Origin of the sequence: Bradyrhizobium sp. STM 3557, from assembly GCF_045571465.1 — a bacterium.
Classification (GTDB): Bacteria; Pseudomonadota; Alphaproteobacteria; order Rhizobiales; family Xanthobacteraceae; genus Bradyrhizobium.
The window spans coordinates 5,614,849-5,639,676 of sequence record NZ_CP120697.1 but is presented as its reverse complement, the minus strand read 5'-3'; the positions used below and the strand labels follow the sequence as shown (position 1 = coordinate 5,639,676).

At 64.5% G+C, this 24,828-nt stretch carries 23 protein-coding genes and 1 pseudogene; 10 read left to right on the top strand and 14 right to left on the bottom strand.

Features of this window, described 5'->3' with window-relative positions:
• Positions 1 to 150 precede the first annotated feature (150 nt).
• The gene (gene groL, locus P6U24_RS26030; protein ID WP_407155320.1) at positions 151 to 1,791 is read right to left on the bottom strand and encodes a chaperonin GroEL; all 1,641 of its coding nucleotides are present in this window, start codon (positions 1,789 to 1,791) and stop codon (positions 151 to 153) included.
• Positions 1,792 to 1,880: 89 nt separating this feature from the next.
• Positions 1,881 to 2,195: a co-chaperone GroES gene (gene groES / locus P6U24_RS26025; RefSeq protein WP_407155319.1), complete on the bottom strand. Its 315-nt coding sequence runs from the start codon at positions 2,193 to 2,195 to the stop codon at positions 1,881 to 1,883.
• A gap of 379 nt (positions 2,196 to 2,574) precedes the next feature.
• On the opposite strand from groES, the gene P6U24_RS26020 reads away from it, so the two are divergent.
• The 3 genes from P6U24_RS26020 (at position 2,575) to P6U24_RS26010 (ending at position 4,974) form a co-directional block, all read left to right on the top strand.
• On the top strand, positions 2,575 to 2,859 hold the full coding sequence (locus tag P6U24_RS26020) for an usg protein (protein WP_407155318.1): 285 nt from the start codon (positions 2,575 to 2,577) through the stop codon (positions 2,857 to 2,859).
• Between the two features lie 147 nt (positions 2,860 to 3,006).
• Positions 3,007 to 3,567, top strand: coding sequence for a cupin domain-containing protein (locus P6U24_RS26015; protein ID WP_407155317.1), 561 nt, complete (start codon positions 3,007 to 3,009; stop codon positions 3,565 to 3,567).
• Between the two features lie 282 nt (positions 3,568 to 3,849).
• Positions 3,850 to 4,974, top strand: coding sequence for a rhomboid family intramembrane serine protease (locus P6U24_RS26010; RefSeq protein WP_407155316.1), 1,125 nt, complete (start codon positions 3,850 to 3,852; stop codon positions 4,972 to 4,974).
• Between the two features lie 144 nt (positions 4,975 to 5,118).
• Here the strand turns inward: P6U24_RS26010 and P6U24_RS26005 are convergent, their stop codons facing one another.
• The gene (locus tag P6U24_RS26005) at positions 5,119 to 6,369 is read right to left on the bottom strand and encodes a NupC/NupG family nucleoside CNT transporter (protein ID WP_407155315.1); all 1,251 of its coding nucleotides are present in this window, start codon (positions 6,367 to 6,369) and stop codon (positions 5,119 to 5,121) included.
• Positions 6,370 to 6,490: 121 nt separating this feature from the next.
• Between P6U24_RS26005 and P6U24_RS26000 the strand changes: the two genes are divergently transcribed.
• Both P6U24_RS26000 and P6U24_RS25995 read left to right on the top strand, forming a co-directional pair.
• A complete protein-coding gene (locus tag P6U24_RS26000; RefSeq protein ID WP_407155314.1) occupies positions 6,491 to 7,714 on the top strand; it encodes an MFS transporter in 1,224 nt (407 codons plus the stop codon).
• A gap of 173 nt (positions 7,715 to 7,887) precedes the next feature.
• Positions 7,888 to 8,296, top strand: a pseudogene (locus P6U24_RS25995) (transposase).
• A gap of 106 nt (positions 8,297 to 8,402) precedes the next feature.
• Here the strand turns inward: P6U24_RS25995 and P6U24_RS25990 are convergent.
• From P6U24_RS25990 to P6U24_RS25965, 6 genes are all read right to left on the bottom strand, one after another.
• The gene (locus P6U24_RS25990) at positions 8,403 to 9,158 is read right to left on the bottom strand and encodes an SDR family oxidoreductase (protein ID WP_407155313.1); all 756 of its coding nucleotides are present in this window, start codon (positions 9,156 to 9,158) and stop codon (positions 8,403 to 8,405) included.
• Between the two features lie 33 nt (positions 9,159 to 9,191).
• Positions 9,192 to 9,950, bottom strand: coding sequence for a peptidase (locus P6U24_RS25985; RefSeq protein ID WP_407155312.1), 759 nt, complete (start codon positions 9,948 to 9,950; stop codon positions 9,192 to 9,194).
• A 165-nt stretch (positions 9,951 to 10,115) separates the two neighbouring features.
• Positions 10,116 to 10,526 (bottom strand): carboxymuconolactone decarboxylase family protein, encoded by a 411-nt coding sequence (locus tag P6U24_RS25980; protein ID WP_407160582.1) that lies wholly within the window; start codon positions 10,524 to 10,526, stop codon positions 10,116 to 10,118.
• Positions 10,527 to 10,698: 172 nt separating this feature from the next.
• Positions 10,699 to 11,547 (bottom strand): transglutaminase domain-containing protein, encoded by an 849-nt coding sequence (locus P6U24_RS25975; RefSeq protein ID WP_407155311.1) that lies wholly within the window; start codon positions 11,545 to 11,547, stop codon positions 10,699 to 10,701.
• Between the two features lie 139 nt (positions 11,548 to 11,686).
• Positions 11,687 to 12,631, bottom strand: coding sequence for an alpha-E domain-containing protein (locus P6U24_RS25970; protein ID WP_407155310.1), 945 nt, complete (start codon positions 12,629 to 12,631; stop codon positions 11,687 to 11,689).
• A gap of 266 nt (positions 12,632 to 12,897) precedes the next feature.
• Complete coding sequence (locus P6U24_RS25965) at positions 12,898 to 14,316, bottom strand: circularly permuted type 2 ATP-grasp protein (protein ID WP_407155309.1); 1,419 nt, start codon at positions 14,314 to 14,316, stop codon at positions 12,898 to 12,900.
• A 228-nt stretch (positions 14,317 to 14,544) separates the two neighbouring features.
• Between P6U24_RS25965 and P6U24_RS25960 the strand changes: the two genes are divergently transcribed.
• The 3 genes from P6U24_RS25960 to P6U24_RS25950 all read left to right on the top strand — a co-directional run bounded on the left by P6U24_RS25960 (position 14,545) and on the right by P6U24_RS25950 (position 16,546).
• Entirely contained in the window at positions 14,545 to 15,282 is a 738-nt protein-coding gene (locus tag P6U24_RS25960) for a competence/damage-inducible protein A (protein ID WP_407155308.1), read from the top strand.
• 21 nt (positions 15,283 to 15,303) lie between these two features.
• A complete protein-coding gene (gene gpt / locus P6U24_RS25955; RefSeq protein WP_407155307.1) occupies positions 15,304 to 15,831 on the top strand; it encodes a xanthine phosphoribosyltransferase in 528 nt (175 codons plus the stop codon).
• A 97-nt stretch (positions 15,832 to 15,928) separates the two neighbouring features.
• Entirely contained in the window at positions 15,929 to 16,546 is a 618-nt protein-coding gene (locus P6U24_RS25950) for a hypothetical protein (protein ID WP_407155306.1), read from the top strand.
• Positions 16,547 to 16,641: 95 nt separating this feature from the next.
• Here P6U24_RS25950 and P6U24_RS25945 read toward each other — a convergent pair whose 3' ends face one another.
• Positions 16,642 to 17,664: a methionine synthase gene (locus P6U24_RS25945; RefSeq protein ID WP_407155305.1), complete on the bottom strand. Its 1,023-nt coding sequence runs from the start codon at positions 17,662 to 17,664 to the stop codon at positions 16,642 to 16,644.
• A gap of 242 nt (positions 17,665 to 17,906) precedes the next feature.
• Here P6U24_RS25945 and P6U24_RS25940 point away from each other — a divergent pair, with 242 nt between their 5' ends.
• Positions 17,907 to 18,524, top strand: coding sequence for a 2-hydroxychromene-2-carboxylate isomerase (locus P6U24_RS25940; protein WP_407155304.1), 618 nt, complete (start codon positions 17,907 to 17,909; stop codon positions 18,522 to 18,524).
• The gene (locus P6U24_RS25935) at positions 18,524 to 19,501 is read left to right on the top strand and encodes an NADPH:quinone oxidoreductase family protein (protein WP_407155303.1); all 978 of its coding nucleotides are present in this window, start codon (positions 18,524 to 18,526) and stop codon (positions 19,499 to 19,501) included. Before P6U24_RS25940 ends, P6U24_RS25935 begins: the two co-directional genes overlap by 1 nt.
• A 128-nt stretch (positions 19,502 to 19,629) precedes the next feature.
• Here P6U24_RS25935 and P6U24_RS25930 read toward each other — a convergent pair whose 3' ends face one another.
• From P6U24_RS25930 to P6U24_RS25915, 4 genes are all read right to left on the bottom strand, one after another.
• Positions 19,630 to 20,520 (bottom strand): crotonase/enoyl-CoA hydratase family protein, encoded by an 891-nt coding sequence (locus P6U24_RS25930; RefSeq protein ID WP_407155302.1) that lies wholly within the window; start codon positions 20,518 to 20,520, stop codon positions 19,630 to 19,632.
• Between the two features lie 141 nt (positions 20,521 to 20,661).
• A complete protein-coding gene (locus P6U24_RS25925) occupies positions 20,662 to 22,080 on the bottom strand; it encodes an amidase (RefSeq protein WP_407155301.1) in 1,419 nt (472 codons plus the stop codon).
• Positions 22,073 to 23,248 carry a M20 aminoacylase family protein gene (locus tag P6U24_RS25920; protein ID WP_407155300.1) on the bottom strand — a complete coding sequence of 392 codons (1,176 nt, stop codon included), beginning with the start codon at positions 23,246 to 23,248 and terminating at the stop codon, positions 22,073 to 22,075. Before P6U24_RS25920 ends, P6U24_RS25925 begins: the two co-directional genes overlap by 8 nt.
• Before the next feature lie 33 nt (positions 23,249 to 23,281).
• Positions 23,282 to 24,778: a M81 family metallopeptidase gene (locus tag P6U24_RS25915; RefSeq protein ID WP_407155299.1), complete on the bottom strand. Its 1,497-nt coding sequence runs from the start codon at positions 24,776 to 24,778 to the stop codon at positions 23,282 to 23,284.
• Positions 24,779 to 24,828: the final 50 nt, after the last annotated feature.

Genomic DNA, 24,828 nt, shown 5'->3' with positions numbered 1-24,828 from the left:
TGAGGCGCGAGAGCGAGCAATTCCGCCTCATATCGACACCCTCTGGACTGCTTCGCTTGCGCTCGCAGTGACGTTCGTCTGCGAGCGAGCCAAAACAAAAAGGGCGCGGTTTGCACCGCGCCCTTCGTAGCTTCGAGAGGAGCTGGACTGTTAGAAGTCCATGCCGCCCATGCCGCCGCCCGGAGGCATCGCGGGGCCGGCTGCGTTCTTCTTCGGCAGCTCGGCGATCATGGCTTCCGTGGTGATCAGCAGCGCGGCCACCGAGGCAGCGTTCTGGATCGCGGTGCGCACGACCTTGGTCGGGTCGATGATGCCCTTGGAAACCAGGTTCACATATTCGCCGGTCTGCGAGTCGAAGCCATAGGCGTACTGATCCTTCTCCAGGATCTTGCCGACGATGACCGAGCCGTCCTCGCCCGCGTTGATGGCGATCTGGCGAGCCGGAGCGGAGAGCGCCTTGCGGACGATCTCGACGCCGGTCTTCTGGTCCTCGTTCTTGGCGCGCACGTTCTTGAGCGTCTCGGAGGCGCGCAGCAGGGCGACGCCGCCGCCCGGCAGGATGCCTTCCTCGACGGCAGCGCGGGTCGCATGCATTGCGTCATCAACGCGATCCTTGCGCTCCTTCACCTCGACCTCGGTCGCGCCGCCGACGCGGATCACCGCGACGCCGCCCGCGAGCTTGGCCAGACGCTCCTGCAGCTTCTCACGATCGTAGTCCGAGGTGGTCTCCTCGATCTGCGCCTTGATCTGGGCCACGCGCGCCTCGATGTCGGCCTTCTTGCCGGCGCCGTTGACGATCGTGGTGTTCTCCTTGTCGATCATGACCTTCTTGGCGCGGCCGAGCATCGAGAGGTTGACGTTCTCGAGCTTGATGCCAAGGTCTTCCGAGATCGCCTGGCCGCCGGTCAGGATCGCGATGTCCTGCAGCATGGCCTTGCGGCGATCGCCGAAGCCCGGCGCCTTGACGGCCGCGACCTTGAGGCCGCCGCGCAGGCGGTTGACGACCAGGGTGGCGAGCGCCTCGCCCTCGACGTCCTCGGCGACGATCACGAGCGGCTTGCCGGTCTGCACGACGGCCTCGAGCAGCGGCAGCATCTCGTTCAGCGAGGAGAGCTTCTTCTCGTTGATCAGGATGTAGGCGTCGTCCATCTCGACGCGCATCTTGTCAGCGTTGGTGACGAAGTAGGGCGAGATGTAGCCGCGGTCGAACTGCATGCCCTCGACGACGTCGAGCTCGGTCTCGAGCGACTTGGCTTCCTCGACGGTGATGACGCCCTCGTTGCCGACCTTCTTCATGGCGTCGGCCAGGAACTTGCCGATCTCGGCATCGCCGTTCGCGGAGATGGTGCCGACCTGGGCGATCTCCTCGTTCGAGGTGACCTTCTTGGAGTTCTTGACGAGGTCCGCGACCACAGCCTCGACGGCGAGGTCGATACCGCGCTTCAGGTCCATCGGGTTCATGCCGGCGGCAACCGACTTGGCGCCCTCGCGCACGATCGCGGCCGCGAGCACGGTCGCGGTGGTGGTGCCGTCGCCGGCCGCGTCAGCGGACTTGGAGGCGACTTCGCGCACCATCTGCGCGCCCATGTTCTCGAACTTGTCGTCGAGCTCGATCTCCTTGGCGACGGTGACGCCGTCCTTGGTGATGCGGGGGGCGCCGAACGACTTGTCGAGCACCACGTTGCGGCCCTTCGGGCCGAGGGTGACCTTCACGGCATTGGCGAGAATGTCGACGCCGCGCAGCATGCGATCGCGGGCGTCAACGCCGAACTTCACGTCTTTGGCTGACATAAATGGATTTCCCTGAGTTGAATTGATGTCTCACCCCGTCCGTGGCGCCCGCAGGCGCTCCCTCAGGGGTGAAGCGGATGCGGCAGCGCTTAGGCGGCCTTCTTCTTGGCGCCGGTGTCGGTGAGAACGCCCATGATGTCGCTCTCCTTCATGATCAACAGCTCCTTGCCGTCGATCTTGACCTCGGTGCCGGACCACTTGCCGAACAGCACGCGGTCACCGACCTGGAGGTCGAGCGGGACCAGCTTGCCGGTCTCGTCGCGGCCGCCCGGGCCGACGGCGATGACTTCGCCCTGCGAGGGCTTTTCCTTGGCCGTATCGGGAATGATGATGCCGCCAGCGGTCTTCTCTTCGGCGTCGATGCGCTTGACCACGACGCGGTCGTGAAGCGGACGGAAGTTCATACAGTCCTCCTAAGCTATTGAAACTGTTTTCGAAGTTCTGGAGATTAGCAGTCGCTGCTAGCGAGTGCCAGCAGGCGCGATCGACATAGGCGAGAGTTTTACCGGGAGCAAGGGCTTGTAGCAGAAAAATTAGCAGTCAATCGAGGCTTCTGCCAAAAGGTCCTGAAATCGTTAACGGGATCGGAACAGACCGTGAAACCCCGTATTAGCACCTGTGCTAAGTCGCTGCTAGTGCAGGAATTTTCAACAGAGCGTTAAACTTTTAGGCTTGTGATGGGTTGGTCGCATGCGTCACATTTCTCATCAGTGAGCGCATCTCGCCGGGGGCTTGGTCCCGGTCGCCCTCCGGAGAATGCGCTTCCTGCAAATGGAGGTTGGCATGACTTCGCGGGTTGGTGTTTCCGAGGACTTTCGGAAACAGGTTCTGGGTTACGGGCTGACGACGGCGCAGATCCTCTACCGGATGCCGGATCATCCCTCGCTGCTTCAGACCTATGTCTGGCAGAACTACGACCTGTTCCCGAAATTTCCGGCGCTGCAGGATTTCCTCAGCTTCTGGCAGAAGAAGCTCGAAGGTCCGCTGTTTTCGGTCACAGTCGCCCATTCCAAGCTGATCAAGCCCGCGGAGCTGCGCGCCGTCGACGGCGTCTTTCGGCTGCAATAGGCGGCAGGCTGCAACATCGGTGTCATTCCGGGCTCGCGCTCCGCGCGCCCCGGAATGACGATCTCCTGTTTGGCGATCGCGGAGACCGCCCAATGGCAAGCTGACTGTGCTACCCTTCGCCTCCGGGGAAAGCCGAGGGAGAGCACGATGGCCAGCAAGAGCCGTTCGAACACGCCTGCATCACGCGCCGCTGCGAAATCGGCAGCACGCAAGACATCGTTGCGCAAGGCCGCGGCGAAGGCCATCGCTGAGGCGCCTGCGAAACCAAATGCACGCAAGGCGCTCGTCAGCACTGGCCGCGCGGCACCTGCATCCAAGCGCCCGAAGCAGCGGGTCGCCATCAGCCACCTCAACGAAGAAGACTTCAAGACCGACGGTTTGCGCGCCTATGCGGCCTACCGCGATCTCGGCATTGCCGATGCCACGCACGGCCTGGCGCGGGCGCATGTGATTCGGTTGCTGCCGCCGTGCAATCCGAAAGAAGTCTCAAAGCTCCATACGCACGATGTCGAATTCCAAATGGTCTATGTGCTCAAGGGATGGGTGAAGACCTACATGGACGGCGTCGGTGAGAGCATGATGAAGCAGGGCAGCGCCTGGACGCAGCCGCCGAAGATCCGGCACATGATCCTGGACTATTCCGACGATGTCGAACTGCTCGAGGTGATCCTGCCGGCGGATTTCAAGACGCTCGAGCTGACGGCGTGAAACGCTCTCGCCCCGTGCTCTGCTGCCCAATGGATTCCGGGCTCGAAAACCGATCGCGAGAAAGCGCCCGATCCGCGAAACCGGGCAGTTACCAACCGGATGGTTTAAGCCGCCGCTGCAGGGCGGGACACTAACCTCTCGAAAGTATTCCGCGCTAGGTCAAGGCTGTCAAAATGCGGGAATGCTTTGATGGCGACCAACACTTTTGGCCGACGCGGCGTCGTGGCGCCGCCCCCAAGAGCATCGTTTCAGTCCGTCGCCGCGCCGGTCGCTCCAGCGGCCGTGCGCGACGGCGCCCGGCCCTTGTCCGGTGAGTGGACGCTTTTTTGCGGCAACAAGCTCCTGGCCGATATACCCTTCGTCACCATTGGCCTGATTTTCAATCTCATCCTGATCTTCGTGCTGCAACGCCGTCTCGCGATCGACATTGCGCCGGACGGCTCACTCGATGTCCGCTCGGTGATCGCCTATGGCGCGTCCGGCTACGATCTCGTTGTTGGAAGGGGAGAGTGGTGGCGGATCGGCCTTGCGCCGCTTCTGCATGGCAGCGAGTCGCACCTCATGAGCAACTGCGTTGCGCTGCTCATCGTCGGCGTCCGGCTGGAGTCTCTGATCGGCCGTGGCTGGTTCTCGCTGATCTTTGTTGCCAGTGCGCTGGCCGGGGAGGCCGGCTCGCTCCTGGGCAATGCCCCCGGCACGGTGAGCGTCGGTGCGTCCGGCGCCATTACCGGGCTCGTGGCAGCGCTGTTTGTCACGAGCTTCGATCCCGAAGCGGATGCCGATCAAACAATCTCAAGACTGAAGACGTCGCTCTTCTTCGGTGTTCCCGCACTGCTGCCACTTGCCTTTGGAGCCTCCGGCGAGGTCAACTACTTCGCCCATGCAGGTGGTGCGTTGGCCGGCGGCGCACTTGCCATCACGCCGTGGCTCGCCTTCTGCTCGTATGACAGCCTGCCGCGGAGCGCCAGCATGACGTTGCTCGCAGGATGCGCTGGATCTCTGATCTGCGCCGGCTTCGCCGCTGCTCATTATTCGTCCTACATGGCTGAGGCCGCGCAGTATATCCCCGCTTCGGAGCTGCCGGCGACCGGTGACGAGCGTGTCAGCCGGTCTTTCGATCTCGTCACCCGCTATCCGAAAGACCCGCGGGGTCATCTATTCCGTGCGATCTTCTTCATGCAACAAAAGAGCTTCGGAGCCGCCGAGGCGGAGGTGCGAACCGCAATGTCGCTCGCCGCATCGGATGTGGCGGGCGGGCCGGTGCGCTCCGGGGCGCAGGGCTTGATGGCGGTGTTGCTGTACGCGCAGGGACGGAACAGCGAAGCGAAGGCCATGGCGGCTGAGCCATGCCGTGCCAAGCTGCCTGAGGTGCGTCGTACCTTGGAGAAGACGAAATTGTGCGGTTGACTGGGACGATGGTGCTGAAGGCGTAGGCGCTCCCTCCTGCGTCATTGCGAGGAGCTCTCGCGACGAAGCAATCCAGACTGTTCCCGCAGATGCATCTCTGGATTGCTTCGCTTCGCTCGCAATGACCGAGCTACGGGTGCGCTGCTAAGTCAGCACCCCCACGATCGCGCCCATCAGGCAGGTCGTCAGCGTGCCCGAGACGATCGACTTCAGTCCGAGCGCGTTGATCTCCTCGCGCCGGCTCGGCGCCATGGTGCCGAGGCCGGCGATCATGATGCCGAGACTGCCGAAATTGGCGAAGCCGCACATCGCATAAAGCATGATCAGCCTGGCGCGCGGATCGAGCGCGCTCGCATCGAGCTTGGAAAAATCGACATAGGCGATCAGTTCGTTCAGCACGGTCTTGGTGCCCATCAGGCTGCCGGCCGTGACGGCCTCCGACCACGGCAGGCCCATCAGCCAGCATACCGGCGCCATGATCAACCCCAGGATCCGCTGCAGCGAGATCGGCGCGCCGCCGATCGCAGGCAACAAGGAGAGGATCGCGTTGGCGAGATGGACCAGCGCGACCAGTACCAGCAGCATCGCGACGATGTTGAGCAGCAGCTCCAGCCCGGCAGACGTACCCTTGACGATCGCGTCCATCGTCGACGACGCCTGCATGTCGGGATCATCAAGCGATCCTCCGGTCAGTTCCTTCGAGGTCTCCGGCACCATGACCAGGCTGACCAGGATCGCCGCGGGCGCACCGAGCACGGAGGCGATGACGAAATGCGCGGCCGCGTCGGGAATGATCGGCGCAAGCAGGGTGGCGTAGAGCACCAGCACGGTGCCGGCGATTCCCGCCATGCCGCCGGTCATCACTAGGAACAATTCGCTGCGCGTCATCTGCGGCAAATAGGGCCGCACGAACAGCGGCGCCTCGACCATGCCGAGGAAGATGTTAGCGGCGGTCGATAGTCCCACCGCGCCGCCGACGCCGAGCGTGCGCTCCAAGAGCCAGGCCATGCCGCGTACGACCGGCGGCAGCACGCGCCAGTAGAACAGCAGCGTGGTCAGCACGCTCATGACAAGCACGATCGGCAGCGCCTGAAACGCCAGGATGAAATCGGCGCCGGGTGTCTTGAGGTCGAAGGGCAGGGTGCCGCCGCCGAGATAGCCGAACACGAAGGAGGAGCCGGCGCGGGAGGCCGCCGCGATCGCGCCGACCGCGTCGTTGATCGCCCCGAAACCACGGGCGACGACGGGTATCTTGATCAGGATGATGGCGGTGAGCATGGTGACTGCGAGGCCGAGCGCGGCCTGCTTGATCGAAACGGCGCGGCGATTTTCACCAAGCGCCCAGGCGATCGCGAGCAGGGCGACGATCCCGAAAGCGGATTGCAATTGTAGCATAAATCCCCCGAACTTTCGGGATTATGGGCGCGGTACGGCGCAAAGCGCAATGCCATGCGATGCGCACGCGTCAGGGCTGCCGTTGACAACGATGTGAGCTTGCGTCACGCAAGGCCTCATCATGGCTTCGACATTGCCGATCGGCGCGACCACGCTCTTGCGCCAAAGTCCTTTCCTGTTCTTCCTGCTCTCGCGCAGCCTGTCGCGGTTTTCGAGCCAGATCGCGGCGGTCGCGATCGGCTGGCAGATCTACGACATGACCGGCCGTGCTTTCGATCTCGGCATGGTCGGGCTGATCCAGTTCCTGCCGACCGCGCTCTTGGTGTTCGTCGCCGGCAGCGCCGCCGACCGGTATCGGCGCCGGCGCGTGGTGCAATTCTGCCAGCTCTTGGAAGCGCTCACCGCGCTCTATCTATGCTGGGGCTCCTATGCCGGCTTCTTGACCGAGGCCCAGCTGTTCGCGGCGACCTTCGTGCTCGGCATTGCCGGCGCGTTCGAGAGCCCGGCCACTGCGGCGCTGTTGCCGCTGATCGCACCGACCGGCACCCTGCAGCGCGCGAGCGCTCTCTCCAGCGGCGCGGCGCAGCTTGCGACCATCGCGGGGCCCGCGCTCGGCGGCTTCGCCTATGCGGTCGCGCCGGGATTGCCTTACGGCATCATGGTCGTGTTCTGGCTGGCCGGCATGGTCTTCACCGGCGCGATCGACGTGATGGACGAGCCGTCGGCCGAGGAGCATGCGAGCAGCAAGGACCTGTTCGCCGGCGTCCGCTTCATCCGCGACAATCCCGCTATCCTTGGTACCAGCTCGCTCGATCTGTTCGCGGTGCTGTTCGGCGGCGTCACGGCGCTGCTACCGATCTATGCCCGCGACATCCTGGAGGCCGGGCCGTTCGGGCTTGGCATCCTGCGCGCGGCGCCCGCCGTTGGTGCTCTGCTGATGACGGCTGTACTGGCGCGGCATACGATCAGCCGCCATGTCGGCTTGCGGATGTTCCAGGCCGTCATGATCTTCGGCGCGGCGACCGTCGTGTTCGCGTTCTCCCATTGGATGTGGCTGTCGGTTGCGGCGCTCGCGATCCTCGGCGCCGCCGACACCGTCAGCGTCGTCATCCGCTTCTCGCTGGTGCAGATCGCAACCCCGAACGAGATGCGCGGCCGGGTCGGCGCGGTGAACTTCCTGTTCATCAACGCGTCCAATCAGCTCGGCCAATTCGAGAGCGGCGTCACCGCCGCACTGCTCGGCACCGTGCCCGCCGCCGTGCTCGGCGGCGCGGCCACCGTCGCGATCGCGCTGCTCTGGATGAAGCTGTTTCCAAGCTTACGGAGGGTGGAGAGGCTGGAGTAGGGGCGGCTGAGGCTTTGTAGCCCGGGTGAGCGAAGCGATACCCGGGAAAGCGGATGGAGATGATCCCGGATATCGCTTCGCTCATCCGGGCTACAAGACAGGCCCCTTGGCTAGTTAATGAAATTGAAAGTCAATCGGTAGTTGTCGCGTAACTCTAAAGGGTTCTGGCCGCAATGGTTCGTTATCGACGTAACCAGTTGCCGGGTGGGACCTTCTTTTTCACGGTCACGCTCGAAGATCGAAGGTCGCGTCTCCTCGTCGAACATATCGATTTTTTGCGTGCCGCGTTTCGTAGGGCGCGCTCCGAGCGGCCATTTGCAGTCGATGCCATCGTTATTCTCCCAGAGCACTTGCACGTTGTGATGACGCTGCCGTCTGGAGCACACGATTCGCGATGACGAGGATTTCGCGCGGCATGTCGATTACGTCCACTTCAATCCGGTGAAGCATGGTTTGATGACGCGGGTTTGTGATTGGCCGTATTCGTCATTCCATCGCTATGTCGGAGAGAACCTGCTCCCCAGGGATTGGGGAGGCGGCGTCAGCGAGATGAGCGCCGATTTCGGTGAGCCGAATTCCTAAGCGCAACTGTGTAGCCCGGGTGAGCGAAGCGATACCCGGGAAAGGTGTTTGAGATGACCCCGGATATCGCTGCGCTCATCCGGGCTACGCGGTCACCGGGGAATATCTACCCCCGTCCCACGAACGGCATCTTGCTCGCCATCACGGTGATGAACAGCACGTTGGCATCGAGCGGCAGCGAGGCCATGTAGGCCACGGCATCGCCGACCGCCTTCACGTCCATGCGCGGCTCCGGCATCATGCGGCCGTCCGGCTGCAGCACGCCACCGACCATGCGCTCCGTCATCGGCGTCTCGGCGTTGCCGATGTCGATCTGGCCGACCGCGATGTCGTAGGCGCGGCCGTCGAGATTGGACGCCCGGGTGAGGCCGGTGATGGCGTGCTTGGTCGAGGTGTAGGGCGAAGAGAACGGCCGCGGCGCATGCGCCGAGATCGAGCCGTTGTTGATGATGCGGCCGCCGCGCGGCGTCTGGTCCTTCATGATGCGGAAGGCGTGCTGTGTGCACAGGAACGGTGCGGTGAGGTTGGTCGCGACCACCTGGCTCCATTGCTCGAGCGACAGATCCTCGAGCGGCATTGCAGGCGTGCCCATGCCGGCGTTGTTGAACAATAGATCGAGCCGGCCATAGGTCTCAGTAATCTTGGCGAACAGCGCCGCGATCGAGTCGGGCTGGGTCATGTCGGCGGGCGCGACGAGGCTCTTGCCGGCACCGCCGAGCTTGGCGGTCTCCTCAAGCATCTCCTTGCGCCGCCCGGTGAGCACCACGGTGAAGCCCGCATTCATCAGCGCCAGCGACGCCGCGCGGCCCACACCCGTTCCTGCGCCGGTCACCAACGCGATCTTCTGTCCTGCCTCGGCCATTGTTCCTCGCCTCATATTTTCAGTGTTTCTGGTTCAGTGCTTCGATTCGTTCTGGGCCTTGTAGGGCGGCCGCGGAATGTTGTTGTGCGCGGCCCGCAGCGCCGCCGACCAGCGCGAGCGCAAATCATGGAAATAGGGCTCGCCGGCCTCGATGCGATGATTGAGATCGGCCTCGCAGACGTCGGAGCGCACAACCAGCACGTCGATCGGCAGGCCGACGCCGAGGTTGGAGCGCATCGTCGAATCCATCGAGATCAGCCCGGTCTTGAGCGCATCATAGAGCTCGACGTCATAGTGCATCGCGCGGTCGAGCACAGGCTTGCCGTATTTGTGCTCGCCGATCTGCAAATAGGGCGTGTCGGTGGTGCATTCGATGAAATTGCCGGCGGTGTAGACCATGAACAGGCGCATCCGTGCGCCCTTGATCTGGCCGCCGAACAGGAAGGAGACGTCGAACGAGATGTCCTCGGCCTTCAGCGCCGGTCCTTCCATGGCATGCACCGCGCGGATGGCCTTGCCGATGCGCTGCGCGGCCTGGAACATGGTCGGCGCGTTCATCAGCGTTTCGACCTCGCCCGTGGCGGGATCTTCCATGCCTTCGGTCAGGGTCGACAGCACCGACTGGCTGATCGCGAGATTGCCGGCGCTGGCGATCGCCAGAATGCGCTCCCCCGGGTTGGAGAAGATGTGCAGCTTGCGGAAGGTCGAGACGTTGTCGAGGCCGGCATTGGTCCTCGTATCCGCGATCATGACGAGGCCGTCACGCACCAGAATTCCGCAGCAATAGGTCATCGCCGATCCTCATCACGTCGAAGGGCGAATTACTAGCGAATTTCCGGGGGGCGTCCAACCCCGTATTCCCGCTGCGGCGACGATCCGTAGCCCGCATGAGCGCAGCGAAATGCGGGGCGGTGGTCCCGGGTGTCGCTTCGCTCACCCGGGCTACGTTCACTGCGTTCAGCCTTGTCCGGGCTCGACGAGGAATGCGTCGTCGACGGCCACGCCCAGTGCCGTGACGAGCCGGTTTGTCTCCGCAGCCATGCCGACGATGGCGATCATCTCGGCATATTCCGCGGCGGTCATGCCCTTCGCGCGTGCGGCGGCCGTGTGCGAATGAATGCAGTAGGTGCAGCCGTGGGCGATCGAAACGGCGACATAGAGCATTTCCTTGAACTTTGGATCGAGCGCACCGGGCGCCATCACCTCCTTGATGCTTTCCCAGGTCCGGCGAAGGGTCTTCGGGTCGTGCGCAAGTGCGCGCCAGAAGTTGTTGACGAAATCGGACTGTCGCGTCTTGCGAATGTCGTCGAAGACGGCGCGAGCCTCCGGCGAGAGTTCACTGTCGGAGAGCAGTTTTACGGTCGCCATGATTTTCATCTCGCTGGTTTGCTGTCGCTTGCGGGCGGCACGGTACCACGGCCCCGCGGCGCAGTGTTGTAGCCCGGGTGAGCGCAGCATCCGGGCATCTCCGGCGGTTTTCCCGCGTGTCGCTTCGCTCACCCGGGCTACAAGGCCGGCATCGTGCCGTCGTTCTTTGAACTCACGACTGCCACTGCGATTGGGATTGCGATTGGCCGCCGCGGCCGACCTGCTCGACGCGGACCCTGACCTCGAGCGTCTCCAGGCCGCCGCCATAGCGGGTGCCGCGCACCGGTGCTGCGCCGAGATAATCGAGCCCGATCGCCACGCGCGCATGCGCATCGGTGGTGCAGATGCAGTTGGCTGCATCGAAGCCAACCCAGCCGAGATCGGGCACGAACGCTTCCGCCCAGGCGTGGGCCGCCTGCTGGTGCACCGCACCATCGGAGCGCAGGAAATGGCCAGACACGAAGCGAGCGGGCACTCCGCCGGCGCGCGCGCAGGCGATGAAGATGTGGGCGTAATCCTGGCACACGCCGCGCTTGAGCGCGAAGGCCTCAGCCGCCGAGGTGCCCGAATTGGTCGGGTCTTCGTCGAACGTCATGTGCTCGTTGACCTGCGTCATCAGCGTGTGCAGGAAGCCGAGCACGTCGTCGTCGGATTCGGCACTCAACTCGCGAACGAAGCTCGCCATGGCCGCATTTGGCGCGGTGAGCGGTGTGCCGCGCAGGAACAGGCTCGGCGGAAAACGCTCATCCGTGCCTTTCAGGACGCCGCCGGTGTCGTGAGTCTCGATCAGGCCCTCGGCCGTGATCGCGAGCGTCTCGATCGCGCCATGCGTGATGACATGGGTGACATTGCCGAACGCATCCTCATGCATGTCCAGCCGCGAATCGGTGGAGACGTCGATCTGCCATTCCGCGACATATTGGCCGTCATGGCTGCCCGGCGTCATCCGCAGGATCTGGATCACGCCGGTGGCCGCCGGCGCGTAGCGGTAGGTGGTCGAGTGGGAGATACGCAGGCGCATGGTGGTCCAGCCGGAGCTTTGGTTCAGGCAGGCTGCTGAGGCATAAAGATCGTCATGCCCGGCTGCGGTCAAGCTTGCGCAGACTGCGTAAACTTGTCTGCGCGCCGGGCATCCACAGATGCCGTCAGCCTGCTTTTCGTCAGATCAGATACTGCCTGGTGATGATTTCACCAAGGCGGGAATTGTCGGCGATGAACTCCTGGATGAACTCGTGCACGCCGCGCTGGAAGATGTCATCCATATTTGAGTGTTCCAGCCGGTTCCGGATGCCGCGGGCGTGGCGCTGCGATGGCCCCTGCCGCCCATAGGCGACGCCGATCTGGTCGAGATTGCGGACGAGATTGCCGTAGCAGCTCGCCAGCGATCGCGGCAGCGTGTCGTTGAGGATCAGCAGATCCGCAATCAGCCATGGCTTCAGCGTCTCGCGGTACACCCAGTGATAGGCGGTCAGCGCCGAGACCGAGCGCAGGATCGAGCTCCACTGGTAGAAATCGAGCGGGCCGCCGACATGCTCCTCTTCCGGCAGCAGCACGTGATACTTGACGTCGAGAATGCGCGCGGTGTTGTCGGCGCGCTCCAGGTGCAGGCCGAGCCGCGAGAACCAGTAGGCGTCGTTGCGCAGCATGGTGCGGTAGGCCGAGCCGTCGAAGCGCAGCGAGGTCTCCTGCACGAAGCGCAGGAAGCGCGCCAGCTCCTCGCGGGTCTTGGCGCCCTTGCTCCAGACCTCCTGCAGCTCGATCCAGGCCCCGTTGATGGTGTCCCACATCTCCGACGTCAGCGCTGTTCGGACCGACCGTGCGTTCAGCCGCGCCGCCTCGATGCAATTGGTGATCGAGGAGGGATTGTTCGGGTTGAAGGAGAGATATTCGACGACATTGTGCTCGTTGGCTTCCTGATAGACCTCGAAGAAGCTGACATTAACGCCGGCCGTCATCAGCGCCGATTCCCACTCATTGGTCTTGCCGATATAGGCGGCGGGGAGGGCGGTCACGCGCAAGGTGGCGTCGATGGTGCGGGCGAGATATTCGGCCCGCTCGACATAGCGGGCCAGCCAATAGAGGTTTTCGGCGGTGCGCGAAAGCATGGGCGGTTTTCTATGGGATGCTTGGCGGTGGCATGTGGTGCTGGCTGGGCAAGAGCGTATCTCTGCGTACCTTCGCGGCGCCCTCGGTGCACCCTCTCCCCTTGTGGGAGAGGGTGGATCGCCGCCGCGGATGCGACGGCGAGCCGGGTGAGGGGTCTCTATCCGCGGAGACAGACCCCTCACCCGGCGCCGAGCTGACGCTCGTCGCCACCCTCTCCCACAAGGGGAGAGGGTGCACCATCCTTGTGGCAAGGGTGAAACAGCTTCTACTCATCCAGCACCCATGTGTCCTTGGTGCCGCCGCCCTGGCTGGAATTGACCACCAGCGAGCCTTCCTTGAGCGCGACGCGTGTGAGGCCGCCCGGCACGATGGTGGTGCGCTCGCGCCCTGTCAGTACGAACGGGCGCAGATCGACATGGCGAGGCGCGAGGCCGGAGGCGGTGCAGGTCGGGCAGGTGGAGAGCGCCAGGGTCGGCTGGGCAATAAAGCCCTCCGGCTCGCGCTTGAGCTTGTCGCGGAAGGCTTCGATGGTCGCCTTGGTCGCGGCGGGTCCGATCAGCATGCCGTAGCCGCCCGAGCCATGCACCTCCTTGACGACGAGCTCGCCGAGATGGTCGAGCACGTAGGACAAATCCTGCGGCTCGCGGCAGCGCCAGGTCGGCACGTTCTTCAGGATCGGCTCCTCGGCCAGATAGAATTTCACGATATCCGGCATGTAGGAGTAGATCGCCTTGTCGTCGGCGATGCCGGTGCCGACGGCGTTCGCCAGGGTGATGTTGCCGGCCGCATAGGCCGACATCAGCCCGGGGACGCCGAGCGCGGAATCGGGGCGGAAGGTGAGGGGATCGAGGAAATCGTCGTCGACGCGGCGATAGATCACATCGACCCGCTTCAGCCCCTCGGTGGTGCGCATGAACACCTCGTCGTTCTTGACGACGAGGTCGCGGCCCTCGACCAGCTCGATCCCGAGCTTGTCGGCCAAAAAGGAATGCTCGTAATAGGCGGAGTTGTAGATGCCGGGGGTCATTAGCGCGACCGTCGGCTCGGCCGAGGCGCTGAGCGGCGCCACCGAACGCAAGGCCGACAGCAGCTCGTCCGGATAACGCTCGACCGGCGCGACGCGGTGGCGGGCGAACAGGTCCGGAAACAGCCGCATCATGATCTCGCGGTTTTCCAGCATGTAGGAGACGCCCGAGGGCGTGCGCGCATTGTCCTCCAGCACGATGAAGTCGTTGGCGTCGACCCGGACGATGTCGATCCCGGCGATGTGGACATAGACATCGTGCGGCACATCCTGGCCGTTCATCTCCGGGCGGAACACCGGGTTCTGAAAGATCAGATCGTCGGGGATGATCTCGGCGCGCAGGATGTCGCGGCCGTGATAGATGTCGCGCAGGAACATGTTGAGCGCGCGCACCCGTTGCTTCAGGCCGCGCTCCAGCAGCGTCCATTCCTTGCCCGAGAGGATGCGCGGGATCACGTCGAAGGGGATCAGCCGCTCCTGGGCTTCGGCCTCGCCGTAAACAGCGAAGGTGATGCCGATTCGGCGGAACAATAATTCCGCCTCATGGCGACGATATTCCAGCGCGTCCGGTGGCGTCTCCTGCAGCCAGCGGGAGAGCTCCTGATAGGCCTGGCGGACGTCGCCGCCCGGCTCGTTCATTTCATCGAACGCAACTGCCATGCGATCCCATGCTCTCGAGCCACGTCTTACAGTGCATGACTCCCCGGGAGAGTAGCAAGGGCCGGGCCAGCGCGATATGCAGGGACCCGCGGCATTCGGCACCGCCTGCCGGCGCCTTGCCCGAAAAACCGGCTATAAGATGCTCAAATCGGCGCCACGGCGGTCGTGGGCGGGTGACATCGGCGCAGCCACGGGCCAAAAAGGACAGGAAGGCTTAGAGGAGAGCTCATGAACGAGATCGTCACCGCGGGGATGCTGGTCATCGGCGACGAGATCCTGTCCGGTCGGACCAAGGACAAGAACATCGGCTTCGTCGCCGAATACCTGACCAATATTGGCATCGACCTGAAGGAGGTCCGGGTGGTTGCCGATGACGAGCCCGATATCATCGCGGCGCTGGACGCGCTCCGGCATCGCTATACCTATGTGTTCACCACGGGCGGCATCGGGCCGACCCATGACGACATCACGGCGGACGCGATCGCCAAGGCATTCGGGGTCGGCATCGACCATCATCCCGAGGTGGTGGCGCGCTTCCGCGAGCGCTGGAGCGAGCAGGAGCTGAACGAGGCGCGCCTGCGGATGGCGCGGATTCCCGACGGGGCCGAGCTGATCCAGAGCGCGACCATCCTGGCGCCCGGCTTCAAGCTCGGCAACGTCATCGTGATGGCCGGCGTGCCGTCGATCATGCAGGCGATGATGGACATCGTCGCGCCGAAGCTGAAATCCGGCGTGCGGATGTTGTCGGAGACAGTGCGCGCCAATGCCCGCGAGGGCGATATCGGCGGCCCCTTGCGCGAGATCGCCAAGGCTCACCCGGACACCATCATCGGCAGCTATCCCTTCATCGACGAGGAGCAGAAGCCGAACAGCCATCTCGTGGTGCGCTCGCGCGATCCGGAGAAGCTGACGGCCGCGATGAACGCGGTGAAGGAGATGCTCGCGGGGCTGAACGTCACGCGATAGGCAGCAGGGATACAGGTTGAGATGACGGACAAGGATGCAGAGCAGAAGGCACAGGAGCGAGCGGGCAAGCCGTTCCCGGTGTCGTGGGATCAGTTTCATCGGGATTGCCGGGCGCTGACCTGGCGGCTCAACGAGCTCGGCCCGTTTCATGCCGTGGTCGCGATCACCCGCGGCGGGCTGGTGCCGGCAGCGATCGTGGCGCGCGAGCTCGGCGTGCGCGTGATCGACACCGTCTGCATCGCGAGCTACGACCACGATAAGCAGGGCGATCTGAACGTGCTGAAGGGCATTTCCGAGAGCACCGCCAAGCTCGGCGGCGGCACCGGCAAGGGCCTCCTGATCGTCGACGACCTCGTCGACACCGGCAAGACCGGGCGGATGGTGCGCCAGATGCTGCCGGACGCGCATTTCGCCACCGTCTACGCCAAGCCGAAGGGCCGGCCGCTGGTCGACACTTTCATCACCGAGGTGTCGCAGGACACCTGGATCTATTTCCCGTGGGACACTGCGCTGTCGTTCCAGCCGCCGATCCGCGACGGGGCGGCGTGAAGGAGGCGAGTAGGGATAGGGAGTAGCGAATAGGTCATTCCATTCGCTATTCGCTACTCGCCATTCGCCTGCTCCGCAGCCGAAGGCGGAGGAGCAAATGCCCCTGCAGAACCGCGTCATGCCGACGGGCGAGATCATCGCCACGCCGCATCGTGGCATGTTCACCGGCAATCGCGGCATCATCCATGATCCCGCGACCAAGACCCTGCTCCGCAAGCGCTGGTCGACGCCGGCGTGGCTCACTTGCGTCTGCGAATTCCGCGGCCGCCGCCGCGAGGTGATGGCAATGCGAAGCTGGACCGAGCTGTTCTTCCTGGATGAGGCGACTGCGCTCGCCGCCGGACACCGGCCTTGCTTCTATTGCCGCCGTGACGATGCCAACCGCTTTCGCGCGGCGTGGGAGAAGGGCAATGGCACGAGCGGTCTGCGCGCCTCGGAGATCGACGCGGTGCTGCATCGCGAGCGTCTCGACCATGGCAGGAAGCGGCTGCACCCGCTGCCTGCATCGGTTGATACGCTGCCGGAGGGCACGATGGTGCAGGCCGGCAATACGAGCTTCCTGATGATACAGGGCAGCGCGCTGCCATGGTCCCCGGCAGGCTATGGCGAGGCGCGCCAGGTGCCCGACGGCGTCATGCTGCTGACGCCGCCGTCGACGCTGCGCGCATTGCAGGCGGGCTATGAGGTGGTGCTGCATCCCAGTGCAAACACGTAGCCCGCGTGAGCGTAAGCGATACGCGGGAATCGCAGCGAAGGTGGTCATGGTCCCGCGTGTCGCTGACGCTCACGCGGGCTACGATTTCGGTGAGATCACGCAAACCTCTGCCGCGCCAGCTTGGCGCCGGCGCCGAGCGCCATCAGCTTGGCTTCGGCGACCTCGCGCCGCATCGGCGCCATGCCGCAATTGGTGGTGGCGACGATGTTCTCCTTCGGGACGTACTCCATGACGTCCTCGATCACCTTGCAGACGTCTTCCGCGCTCTCGACCGTGTCGCTGGCGACGTCGATCACGCCGGCCTGCACCACCTTGGTCTTGAGCAGCCCGAGCAGCTCCAGCGGCACCTTGGAATTGCGGCATTCGACCGCGACCTGCTGGATCGTGCTGGCGTCGATGGCAGGGAAAGTCTCCTCATACTGCCGCCACTCCCTGCCCAGCGTTTCCTTCCAATCGGTGTTGGCCTTGATGCCATAGCCGTAGCAGATATGGACGGCGGTCGGGCAGGTCAGGCCTTCGGCGGCGCGCTCCAGCGCTCTTATGCCCCAGTCGCGCACCTCATCCATGTAGACGTTGAAGGCGGGCTCGTCGAACTGGATGATATCGACGCCATCGGCGTGCAGGGCCTTGGCCTCCTGGTTCAACAGTTCGGCAAAGGCGAACGCCATCTTGACGCGGTCGCCGTAGTAGTTGTCGGAAATGGTGTCGATGATGGTCATCGGACCGGGCAGCGTGAACTTCAGCTTCAGCCCGGTATGGGTGCGGGCGACGCGCGCCTCCTCAGCATGCACCCGGCCCTTTAGCGCGAGCGGCGCCACCACCTGCGGCACCATCGCCTTGTAGCGATCCTTGCGGATGCCCATCTCGACCTTGTGCGCGAAATCGATGCCCTCGACGCGCTCGAGGAAGCCGTGCACGAAATGCTGGCGCGACTGCTCGCCCTCGGTGGCGATGTCGATGCCGCTGTCCTCCTGCAGCTTCAGCGCCAGGATGGTGGCATCGCGCTTGGCGCGCGCGAGCTCATCGCCCTTCGATTTCCAGGGCGCCCACAGCGTGTTCGGCTCGGCCAGCCATTCGGGCTTCGGCAGGGAGCCTGCAATGGTCGATGGAAACAGCATGAAAGCCTCCCGGTCGGTTCTTGAGCAGTTGCAGTTGAGCGCTTCTGTGCCATGTCTTATGGTCCAGGTACAGAGCCACGAGGTCGTCCTCCGAGGAGAGGACAGGGCTCGATCCGCCGTCATTGCGAGCAAAGCGAAGAAATCCAGTCTATTTCCTGAGCGCCATTTCTGGATTGCTTCGTCGCTGACGCTCCTCGCAATGATGGAGCTACACCGAACGAAGAACATCAACGGGAAACGCCATGATCGAATTCTTCTTCGACTGCTCCAGCCCCTGGACCTATCTCGCCTTTCACAACATCCAGCCGCTGGCCGCGGAATTCGGCGAGGAGATCGTCTGGCGTCCGATCCTGGTCGGCGGCATCTTCAACACGGTCAATCCATCCGTCTACGCCCAGCGCGAAGCGCCGGTGCCGCTGAAGGCGGCCTATATGCTGAAGGATCTCGGCGACTGGGCACGCTCGGCTGGACTGAAGATCAAGATGCCGCCAAGCGTATTCCCGGTGAACAGCGTCAAGGCGATGCGCGGCTGCATTTTCCTCGGTAAAGAATATCCGAAAGCCATGCTGCCGTTCGCGCGCACGGTGTTCGAGATCTATTGGGGCGAGGACCAGGACATTTCGCAGGACGCTGTGCTTGCCGAGCTCTGCAAACGTGTCGGCGTCGACGCGCAGGCGTTCTTTGCCGGCATCGGCCAGCAGGCAATCAAGGATCAGCTCAAGGCCAACACCGACGAGGTGATGAAGCGCGGCGGCTTCGGCTCGCCGACCATCTTCCTCGACGCCACTGATATGTATTTCGGGAACGATCGCCTGCCGCTGCTGCGCGAAGCATTGGCGCGCAAGAAGAAGGCCGCCTGATGCCGCGCGCGGTCGTCTGTCGCGAACTCGGACCGCCCGAGCGCCTGCGGCTGGAGCGCTTCGAGTCGCGCGCGCTGGCGGCGGGCGAGGTGCGTGTTGCAGTTCGTGCCGCCGGCATCAACTTCCCCGATATTCTCATGGTGGCCGGCGAGTATCAGCTCAAGCCGGAGCTGCCGTTCACGCCTGGGATGGAAGCTGCGGGCGATGTGGCCGAGGTCGGCCGTGACGTGAGCGATATCGCGGTCGGCGACAAGGTGATCGCCAGGATGCGCCATGGCGCCTTCACCGACGAGGCGGTGGTGACGCCGTCGCAACTGACGCAGTTGCCCAGCACGTTCGGCTATATCGAGGGTGCGACGTTCCTCGCCGCGCACGGCACCGCCTATCACGCGCTGGTCGATCGCGGTCAGTTGAAAGCGGGCGAGACCTTGCTGGTGCATGGCGCCGGCGGTGGTGTGGGCCTGGCGGCGGTCGAGATCGGCAAGCTGCTGGGAGCCACCGTGGTCGCGGCGGCGTCGTCGGAGGAGAAGCTTGCGATCGCGCAGGCGCGCGGCGCCGACCACCTCGTTCTGTATCCGCGCGAACCGTTTCGCGACGCGGTCAAGCGCATCACCGATGGCCGCGGCGTCGACGTGGTGTTCGACCCTGTTGGCGGCGAGGTGTTCGAGAACAGCGTGCGCTGCATCGCGTTCGGTGCGCGTCTCCTGGTGATCGGCTTCACCGGCGGCGTTGGGCTGGCGCGCACCAATCTGATCCTGATGAAGGGCGCAAGCGTGCTCGGTGTGCGCGCCGGCGAGGCGGTGCGAAAAGACCCGGCGCTGGGCAAAGCGCGCATGGCGGCGCTGGCGGCCTGGGCGGAGCAAGGCAAAGTCCGGCCGCACGTCTCGCACCGCCTGCCGCTGGAGCATGTCGCTCAAGCAATGCGGCTCCTGATCGAGCGCAAGGCCGTCGGGCGTGTGGCGCTGGTGATGAGTTAGCGCCGTCATTGCAAGGAGCGTAGCGACGAAGCATCCAGACTTCCGCTACTGTCCTGGATTGCTTCGCGGAGCCTGTCATCGGGCCGCGCATCCGCGCGGACCCGCTGGCTCGCAATGACGGCGGCGAACTACTTATAGTCCCGCTCGTCCCACCACGGGAAATAGTCTGGCATGTCGGATGAGACCGTGTTCCTGAACTGCGCCGGGCGCTTCTCCAGGAAGGCCGTGACGCCTTCCTTGACGTCATCGGAGCGGCCGCGGGCGTAGATGCCGCGGCTGTCGATCTTGTGCGCCTCCATCGGATCGTCGGCGCCCAGCATGCGCCACATCATCTGCCGGATCAGTGCGATCGAGACTGGCGCGGTCTTCTCGGCGATCTCGCGCGCCAGCGCCTGCGCAGTGGTCAGCAGTTCGTCCGCCGGCACGACGCGGCTGACGAGGCGGCCGGCCAGCGCCTCCTGCGCCGGGAACACGCGGCCTGTGTAGCACCATTCCAGCGCCTGCGAGATGCCGACCAGGCGCGGTAGGAACCAGCTGGACGCCGCTTCCGGCACGATGCCGCGCTGGGAAAACACGAAGCCGAAGCGCGCCGCCTCCGAGGCGATGCGAATGTCCATCGCCAGCTGCATGGTGACGCCGATGCCGACCGCAGGGCCGTTCACCGCCGCGATCACGGGCTTCAGCGATTTGAAGATGCGCAAGGTGACCTGGCCGCCGCCGTCGCGCACCTGCGGATCGGAATAGTCGACGCGGCCGTCGGCGTGGCGCCTGACCGGGCCACGACGGGCGTCGCGATCGAATGTGTCGGCGCCGGAGGAGAGATCGGCACCGGCGCAGAACGCCCGGCCCGCGCCGGTGACGATGATGGCGCGGACGCCGTCATCCCTGTCCGCACGATCGAAGGCGTCGATCAATTCGCGCTGCATGGTTGCGGTGAAGGCGTTGAGCTTGTCCGCCCGGTTCAGCGTGATGGTGAGGATCTGGTCCGCGACGTCGTAGAGAATGGTCTCGTAGGCCATGGGTGTGTTTCCTCGATTTTTCCGATTGTTGTCTTGTCATGGCCGGGCTTGACCCGGCCATCCATCGTCTTGAGATGGATTCATATGAGAAGATGGATGCGCGGGTCGAGCCCGCGCATGACGACGGAGCAACAGGCGTCGTCAGTTTGCCGGCACGCTCGGCCACGGCCGCTGCTCGCCGCGCAGCCCTTCGAACGCCTTGGCGAGGCCGAGCACGCCGAGATCGTCGAAGCGGCGGCCGACGATCTGCACGCCGATCGGAAAGCCGTCGGCGTCATAGCCGCCATTGATCGAGATGGCCGGATTGTCGGCCATGTTCCACGGCACCGTGTAGGTGATGTGCTCGAGCGGCCGGTCCGGATCGTTGGTGGGCCCGGCGAACTCGGCCGGGAATTTCACGCCCGGCGAGGTCGGCGAGATCACATAGTCCAGATCGTGGAACAGCTTCGCTGCAGCGGCGCGCAGCGCCATGGTGACGTTGAAGCCCCTGATGACGTCGACGCCGGATAAGCTGGCGCCGCGTTCGGCCCATTTGAGGATGTAGGGCAGGGTCCTAGCGCGAACCTCGGGCGACAGCTTCGACAGATCGTCCCACAGCCGTGCGCGCCAAAAGTTGTCGAGCCCGTCGAGCATCTCGCGGGTCAGGAAGCCCTTGATCTCGGTGACCACGGCGCCAGCGGATTCGAAGGCTTTCGCGGCCCGCTGCACGACCTCGCGCACCGGCGCTTCCAATGGCTGGCCGACGTCGAGATCGAGCATCAGGCCGATGCGCAGCTTGCGCGGCGACTTTTCGACCACCTTCCAGTTCAGGTCGCTCGGCGGCAGGCTGGTGCCGTCGCGCCGATCGGGCTTCGACAGCACGCCCATCATCAGCGCGGCGTCATCGACGATGCGTGTCATCGGTCCCGCGACGCGGCCGACATAGGGCGGATCGATGGGAACGCGGCCGAAGCTTGGCTTGAGGCCCACCAGGCCGCACCACGCGGCCGGCAACCGCACCGAGCCGCCAATATCGGTGCCGAGATGCAGCGGTCCATACCCAGCGGCCGCAGCCGCGCCGGCGCCCGCGCTGGAGCCGCCGGGATTCATCCTGAGGTCCCAGGGATTGCGGCTGAGCGGATGGAAGCTCGACAGGCCCGACGACAGCATGCCGTAGTCCGGCATCGTGGTCTTGGCGAAGATGATCGCGCCAGCCTCGCGCAGTCGCGCCGCGGGCGGCGCGTCGGCCGCCGCCGGCGTCAGCGTGACGCTGGCCGAGCCCAGCGGCACCGGCTGGCCCTTGGTGGCGATATTGTCCTTCACCGTCGCCGGCACGCCGTCGAGGCAGCCGGCCGGCTCGTCCTGGCTCCAGCGATCGGTGGACGCCTTGGCGGCCGCGCGCGCCGCATCAGGGTCGAGCAGATAGAGCGCCTTGATGTGCGGCTCCCAGGCCTCGACATGCGCCAGCACCTCCTCCATGACTTCCGAGGGCGAGAACTGACGCGCGCGATAGCCGGCGATCAGATCGACCGCCGAGAGATCATGCAGCGAAGTAATCTCCTGCGAGACCGCTTTATGCATGGGAGCCTACGGGGAGCCGGGTTTCGATGATACGGGCGAACATGCTGGCACCGATCGGCAGGATCTTGTCGTCGAGCACAAAGCCGGGATTGTGCACCGGCACCGAGCCGTCATGGCCGACCCAGAAATAGGCGCCCGGGATGGTCTGCAGCATATCTGCGAAATCCTCGCTGCCCATCTTCGGCGTCGTGCGCGTGATCACCTTGGATGGCTCGACCACCGTGCGCGCGACCTCCTCGACGACCTTGCTCTGCTCCTCCTGGTTCACCAGCACGCTGAACGTGTCGCGGATATCGGCCTCGATCTCGCAGTTGAAGGCGGCGGCCATACCGGCGCAGATCGTGCGCATGCGTTCGCGGATCAATGCGCGCGTGCCGTCGTGGAAGGCGCGGACAGTCCCGCACAGCCAGGCATCGCCGGGGATCACGTTATAGGCGGAGCCGGCGTGGATCTGGGTGATGGAGACGACCGCAGCCTGCAGCGGATCGACATTGCGGCTGACGATGGTCTGGATCGATTGCGCGAGCGTCGTGGCGATCACCACGGCGTCCTTGGAGCGTTCCGGCATCGCGCCATGTGCGCCATAGCCGGAGATGCGGATGTCGAAGAAATCGGCGCCGGCCATCGCCGGACCCGGCAGGATGGCGATCTCGCCATGCGCGAGGTCAGGCGCATTGTGCAGGCCGTAGACCTCGTCGCAAGGGAATTTCTTGAACAGGCCATCCTTGATCATCGCGCGTGCGCCACCGAGGCCTTCCTCGGCCGGCTGGAAGATGAAGTGCACGGTGCCGTCGAAATCGCGGGTCTCGGCGAGGTAGCGCGCGGTGCCGAGCAGCATGGTGGTATGGCCGTCATGGCCGCAGCCGTGGAAACGTCCCGGAATGGTCGAGCGCCACGACAGGTTGGTATTCTCCTCCATCGGCAGCGCGTCCATATCGGCGCGCAGGCCAATCTTCCTGGTGCTGTTGCCACCCTTGCCCTTGAGCACGCCGACGACGCCGGTGCCGCCGAGACCACGATGCACCTCGATGCCCCATTGCGTGAGCTTCTCCGCGACGATGCCTGACGTGCGCACCTCCTCGAATCCGATCTCGGGATGGGCGTGCAGGTCGCGGCGGATGGCGGTGAGCTCGTCGGCGAAACCTTGAATGCGATCGATCGTGGGCATGGATCTCGTTTCCGTTGAGAGGTAATGCAAAGCTTACGGCGCGAAGACCGGGCCGTTCGGCTTCAGCCGGATGCCCGGGCGCAAGCTTGTCCAGGGCAGGGTGGCTGGGTCCGCCGGCATCGCGCCGGGCGCGGCGCAAATCAGGAGCTTTTCAGCGATCGGTTCGAAATCGGCACGGAAGTGCACCGAGCTCTTGTTGACCAGGATCGCCTGCTCGGTCGGCTCGATGCCGACGAAACGGTACATCGCCTGGTCGGCGAGCTGCGCCTTGTGCGAGACAACGACGACGCGGACATCCCCGATGCGCAGAGCGGCAGACGGGCCCATCTCCATCTTGCGGCCGCCATAGAACGGGCCGGGTGCGACGAAGCGGCCGTCCGACAATTCCTCGAGCAGGAAGCTTTCCGTAAACGGCGCGTCGCCGGATATGCCCGACTTGCCGCCGAGCGACAAGGTCACGGTTGCGCCCTTGCCGGCGGCATGCGCGGCCAGCGCAGAGTCGGGATCGTAGATCATGCCGATTGCGGCGCGTTGCGCCCGGTTGCGCACCAGCGCGCGCAGCATGCCGGTGGTATCGGAATCGCCGCCAGCGCCGGGATTGTCCTGAGTATCTGCAATCACGATCGGCTTCGATGCATGCTTCGCCAGCTCCATGGCGTGGCGCACGCCGTCGTCAGGCGAATAGATCGTGCCTGCGAAATCGGTCTCATGGCTGGCGACGAGTGCCGCGATCGCATCCGCCGCCGCGTCGGCATCGGCTTGCGTCTTGCCATAGGCGAACACGCTCGGGCCGCAATGGACGAAGTCGGCGGCCGGAAAGCCCGGCGCGAAGGACAGCGTCGGGACTGCATCATTCTGATAGGTCGCAAGCGTCTCGTAGATGCCCTTGGCCGGCTGGTCGTTCGTGCATTGCCAGCTGATCGGAATCAGGAACGGCAGTTGCCGGAACGCCTTCACAAAGCGCTGACCCGCCAACAGCAACGCCATATGCTGGGCCGACGCGCGGCCGGTGTCGGCCATGTCGGTGTGCGGATATTTGCGATAGGCGATCAGCGCGTCCGCGTTATCCATCATCTGCGGCGTGACATTGGCGTGCAGATCGAGGCTCGCCACCAGCGGCACATCAGGGCCGATCACCTTGCGCACGCGCGCCAGGATCTCGCCTTCGCCGTCGTCGTAATGCTCGGTCACCATGGCGCCGTGCAGGTCGAGATAGACGCCGTCGAGCTTGCCAGCCGCCTCGATGCGCTGGACCATGATGCCGACGATCCGCTCGAACGCGTCCTCGGTGACGTGAGCCGACGGGCTCGCATAGCAGGCGATGGTCGGCACTATTTCCCAGCCGTTCGCTTCAGCAACATCGATGAAACCGGCCTGTCCGGCATTGATGTTGCGCATCGTCGTCAGCACGTTGGCGGCGTCGGCGATCGTGGGTCTGCCGCTGCCATGCATGAAGGCGTCGTAGTCGGCCTTGGTCGGCGCGAAGGTGTTGGTCTCGTGCAGGAAGCCGCCGGTTGCGATGCGGGTCATTCAGTCAGGTCTCGTGCCGTGGTAGGTCGGCGGACGTTAGACCGGGCCTC

Bases quoted from the DNA above. Each gene is read 5' to 3' on its own strand.
- groL (WP_407155320.1), bottom strand. From the start codon at position 1,791: ATGTCAGCCAAAGACGTGAAGTTCGGCGTTGACGCCCGCGATCGCATG.
- groES (WP_407155319.1), bottom strand. From the start codon at position 2,195: ATGAACTTCCGTCCGCTTCACGACCGCGTCGTGGTCAAGCGCATCGAC.
- P6U24_RS26020 (WP_407155318.1), top strand. From the start codon at position 2,575: ATGACTTCGCGGGTTGGTGTTTCCGAGGACTTTCGGAAACAGGTTCTG.
- P6U24_RS26015 (WP_407155317.1), top strand. From the start codon at position 3,007: ATGGCCAGCAAGAGCCGTTCGAACACGCCTGCATCACGCGCCGCTGCG.
- P6U24_RS26005 (WP_407155315.1), bottom strand. From the start codon at position 6,369: ATGCTACAATTGCAATCCGCTTTCGGGATCGTCGCCCTGCTCGCGATC.
- P6U24_RS26000 (WP_407155314.1), top strand. From the start codon at position 6,491: ATGGCTTCGACATTGCCGATCGGCGCGACCACGCTCTTGCGCCAAAGT.
- P6U24_RS25990 (WP_407155313.1), bottom strand. From the start codon at position 9,158: ATGGCCGAGGCAGGACAGAAGATCGCGTTGGTGACCGGCGCAGGAACG.
- P6U24_RS25985 (WP_407155312.1), bottom strand. From the start codon at position 9,950: ATGACCTATTGCTGCGGAATTCTGGTGCGTGACGGCCTCGTCATGATC.
- P6U24_RS25980 (WP_407160582.1), bottom strand. From the start codon at position 10,526: ATGGCGACCGTAAAACTGCTCTCCGACAGTGAACTCTCGCCGGAGGCT.
- P6U24_RS25975 (WP_407155311.1), bottom strand. From the start codon at position 11,547: ATGCGCCTGCGTATCTCCCACTCGACCACCTACCGCTACGCGCCGGCG.
- P6U24_RS25970 (WP_407155310.1), bottom strand. From the start codon at position 12,631: ATGCTTTCGCGCACCGCCGAAAACCTCTATTGGCTGGCCCGCTATGTC.
- P6U24_RS25965 (WP_407155309.1), bottom strand. From the start codon at position 14,316: ATGGCAGTTGCGTTCGATGAAATGAACGAGCCGGGCGGCGACGTCCGC.
- P6U24_RS25960 (WP_407155308.1), top strand. From the start codon at position 14,545: ATGAACGAGATCGTCACCGCGGGGATGCTGGTCATCGGCGACGAGATC.
- gpt (WP_407155307.1), top strand. From the start codon at position 15,304: ATGACGGACAAGGATGCAGAGCAGAAGGCACAGGAGCGAGCGGGCAAG.
- P6U24_RS25950 (WP_407155306.1), top strand. From the start codon at position 15,929: ATGCCCCTGCAGAACCGCGTCATGCCGACGGGCGAGATCATCGCCACG.
- P6U24_RS25945 (WP_407155305.1), bottom strand. From the start codon at position 17,664: ATGCTGTTTCCATCGACCATTGCAGGCTCCCTGCCGAAGCCCGAATGG.
- P6U24_RS25940 (WP_407155304.1), top strand. From the start codon at position 17,907: ATGATCGAATTCTTCTTCGACTGCTCCAGCCCCTGGACCTATCTCGCC.
- P6U24_RS25935 (WP_407155303.1), top strand. From the start codon at position 18,524: ATGCCGCGCGCGGTCGTCTGTCGCGAACTCGGACCGCCCGAGCGCCTG.
- P6U24_RS25930 (WP_407155302.1), bottom strand. From the start codon at position 20,520: ATGGCCTACGAGACCATTCTCTACGACGTCGCGGACCAGATCCTCACC.
- P6U24_RS25925 (WP_407155301.1), bottom strand. From the start codon at position 22,080: ATGCATAAAGCGGTCTCGCAGGAGATTACTTCGCTGCATGATCTCTCG.
- P6U24_RS25920 (WP_407155300.1), bottom strand. From the start codon at position 23,248: ATGCCCACGATCGATCGCATTCAAGGTTTCGCCGACGAGCTCACCGCC.
- P6U24_RS25915 (WP_407155299.1), bottom strand. From the start codon at position 24,778: ATGACCCGCATCGCAACCGGCGGCTTCCTGCACGAGACCAACACCTTC.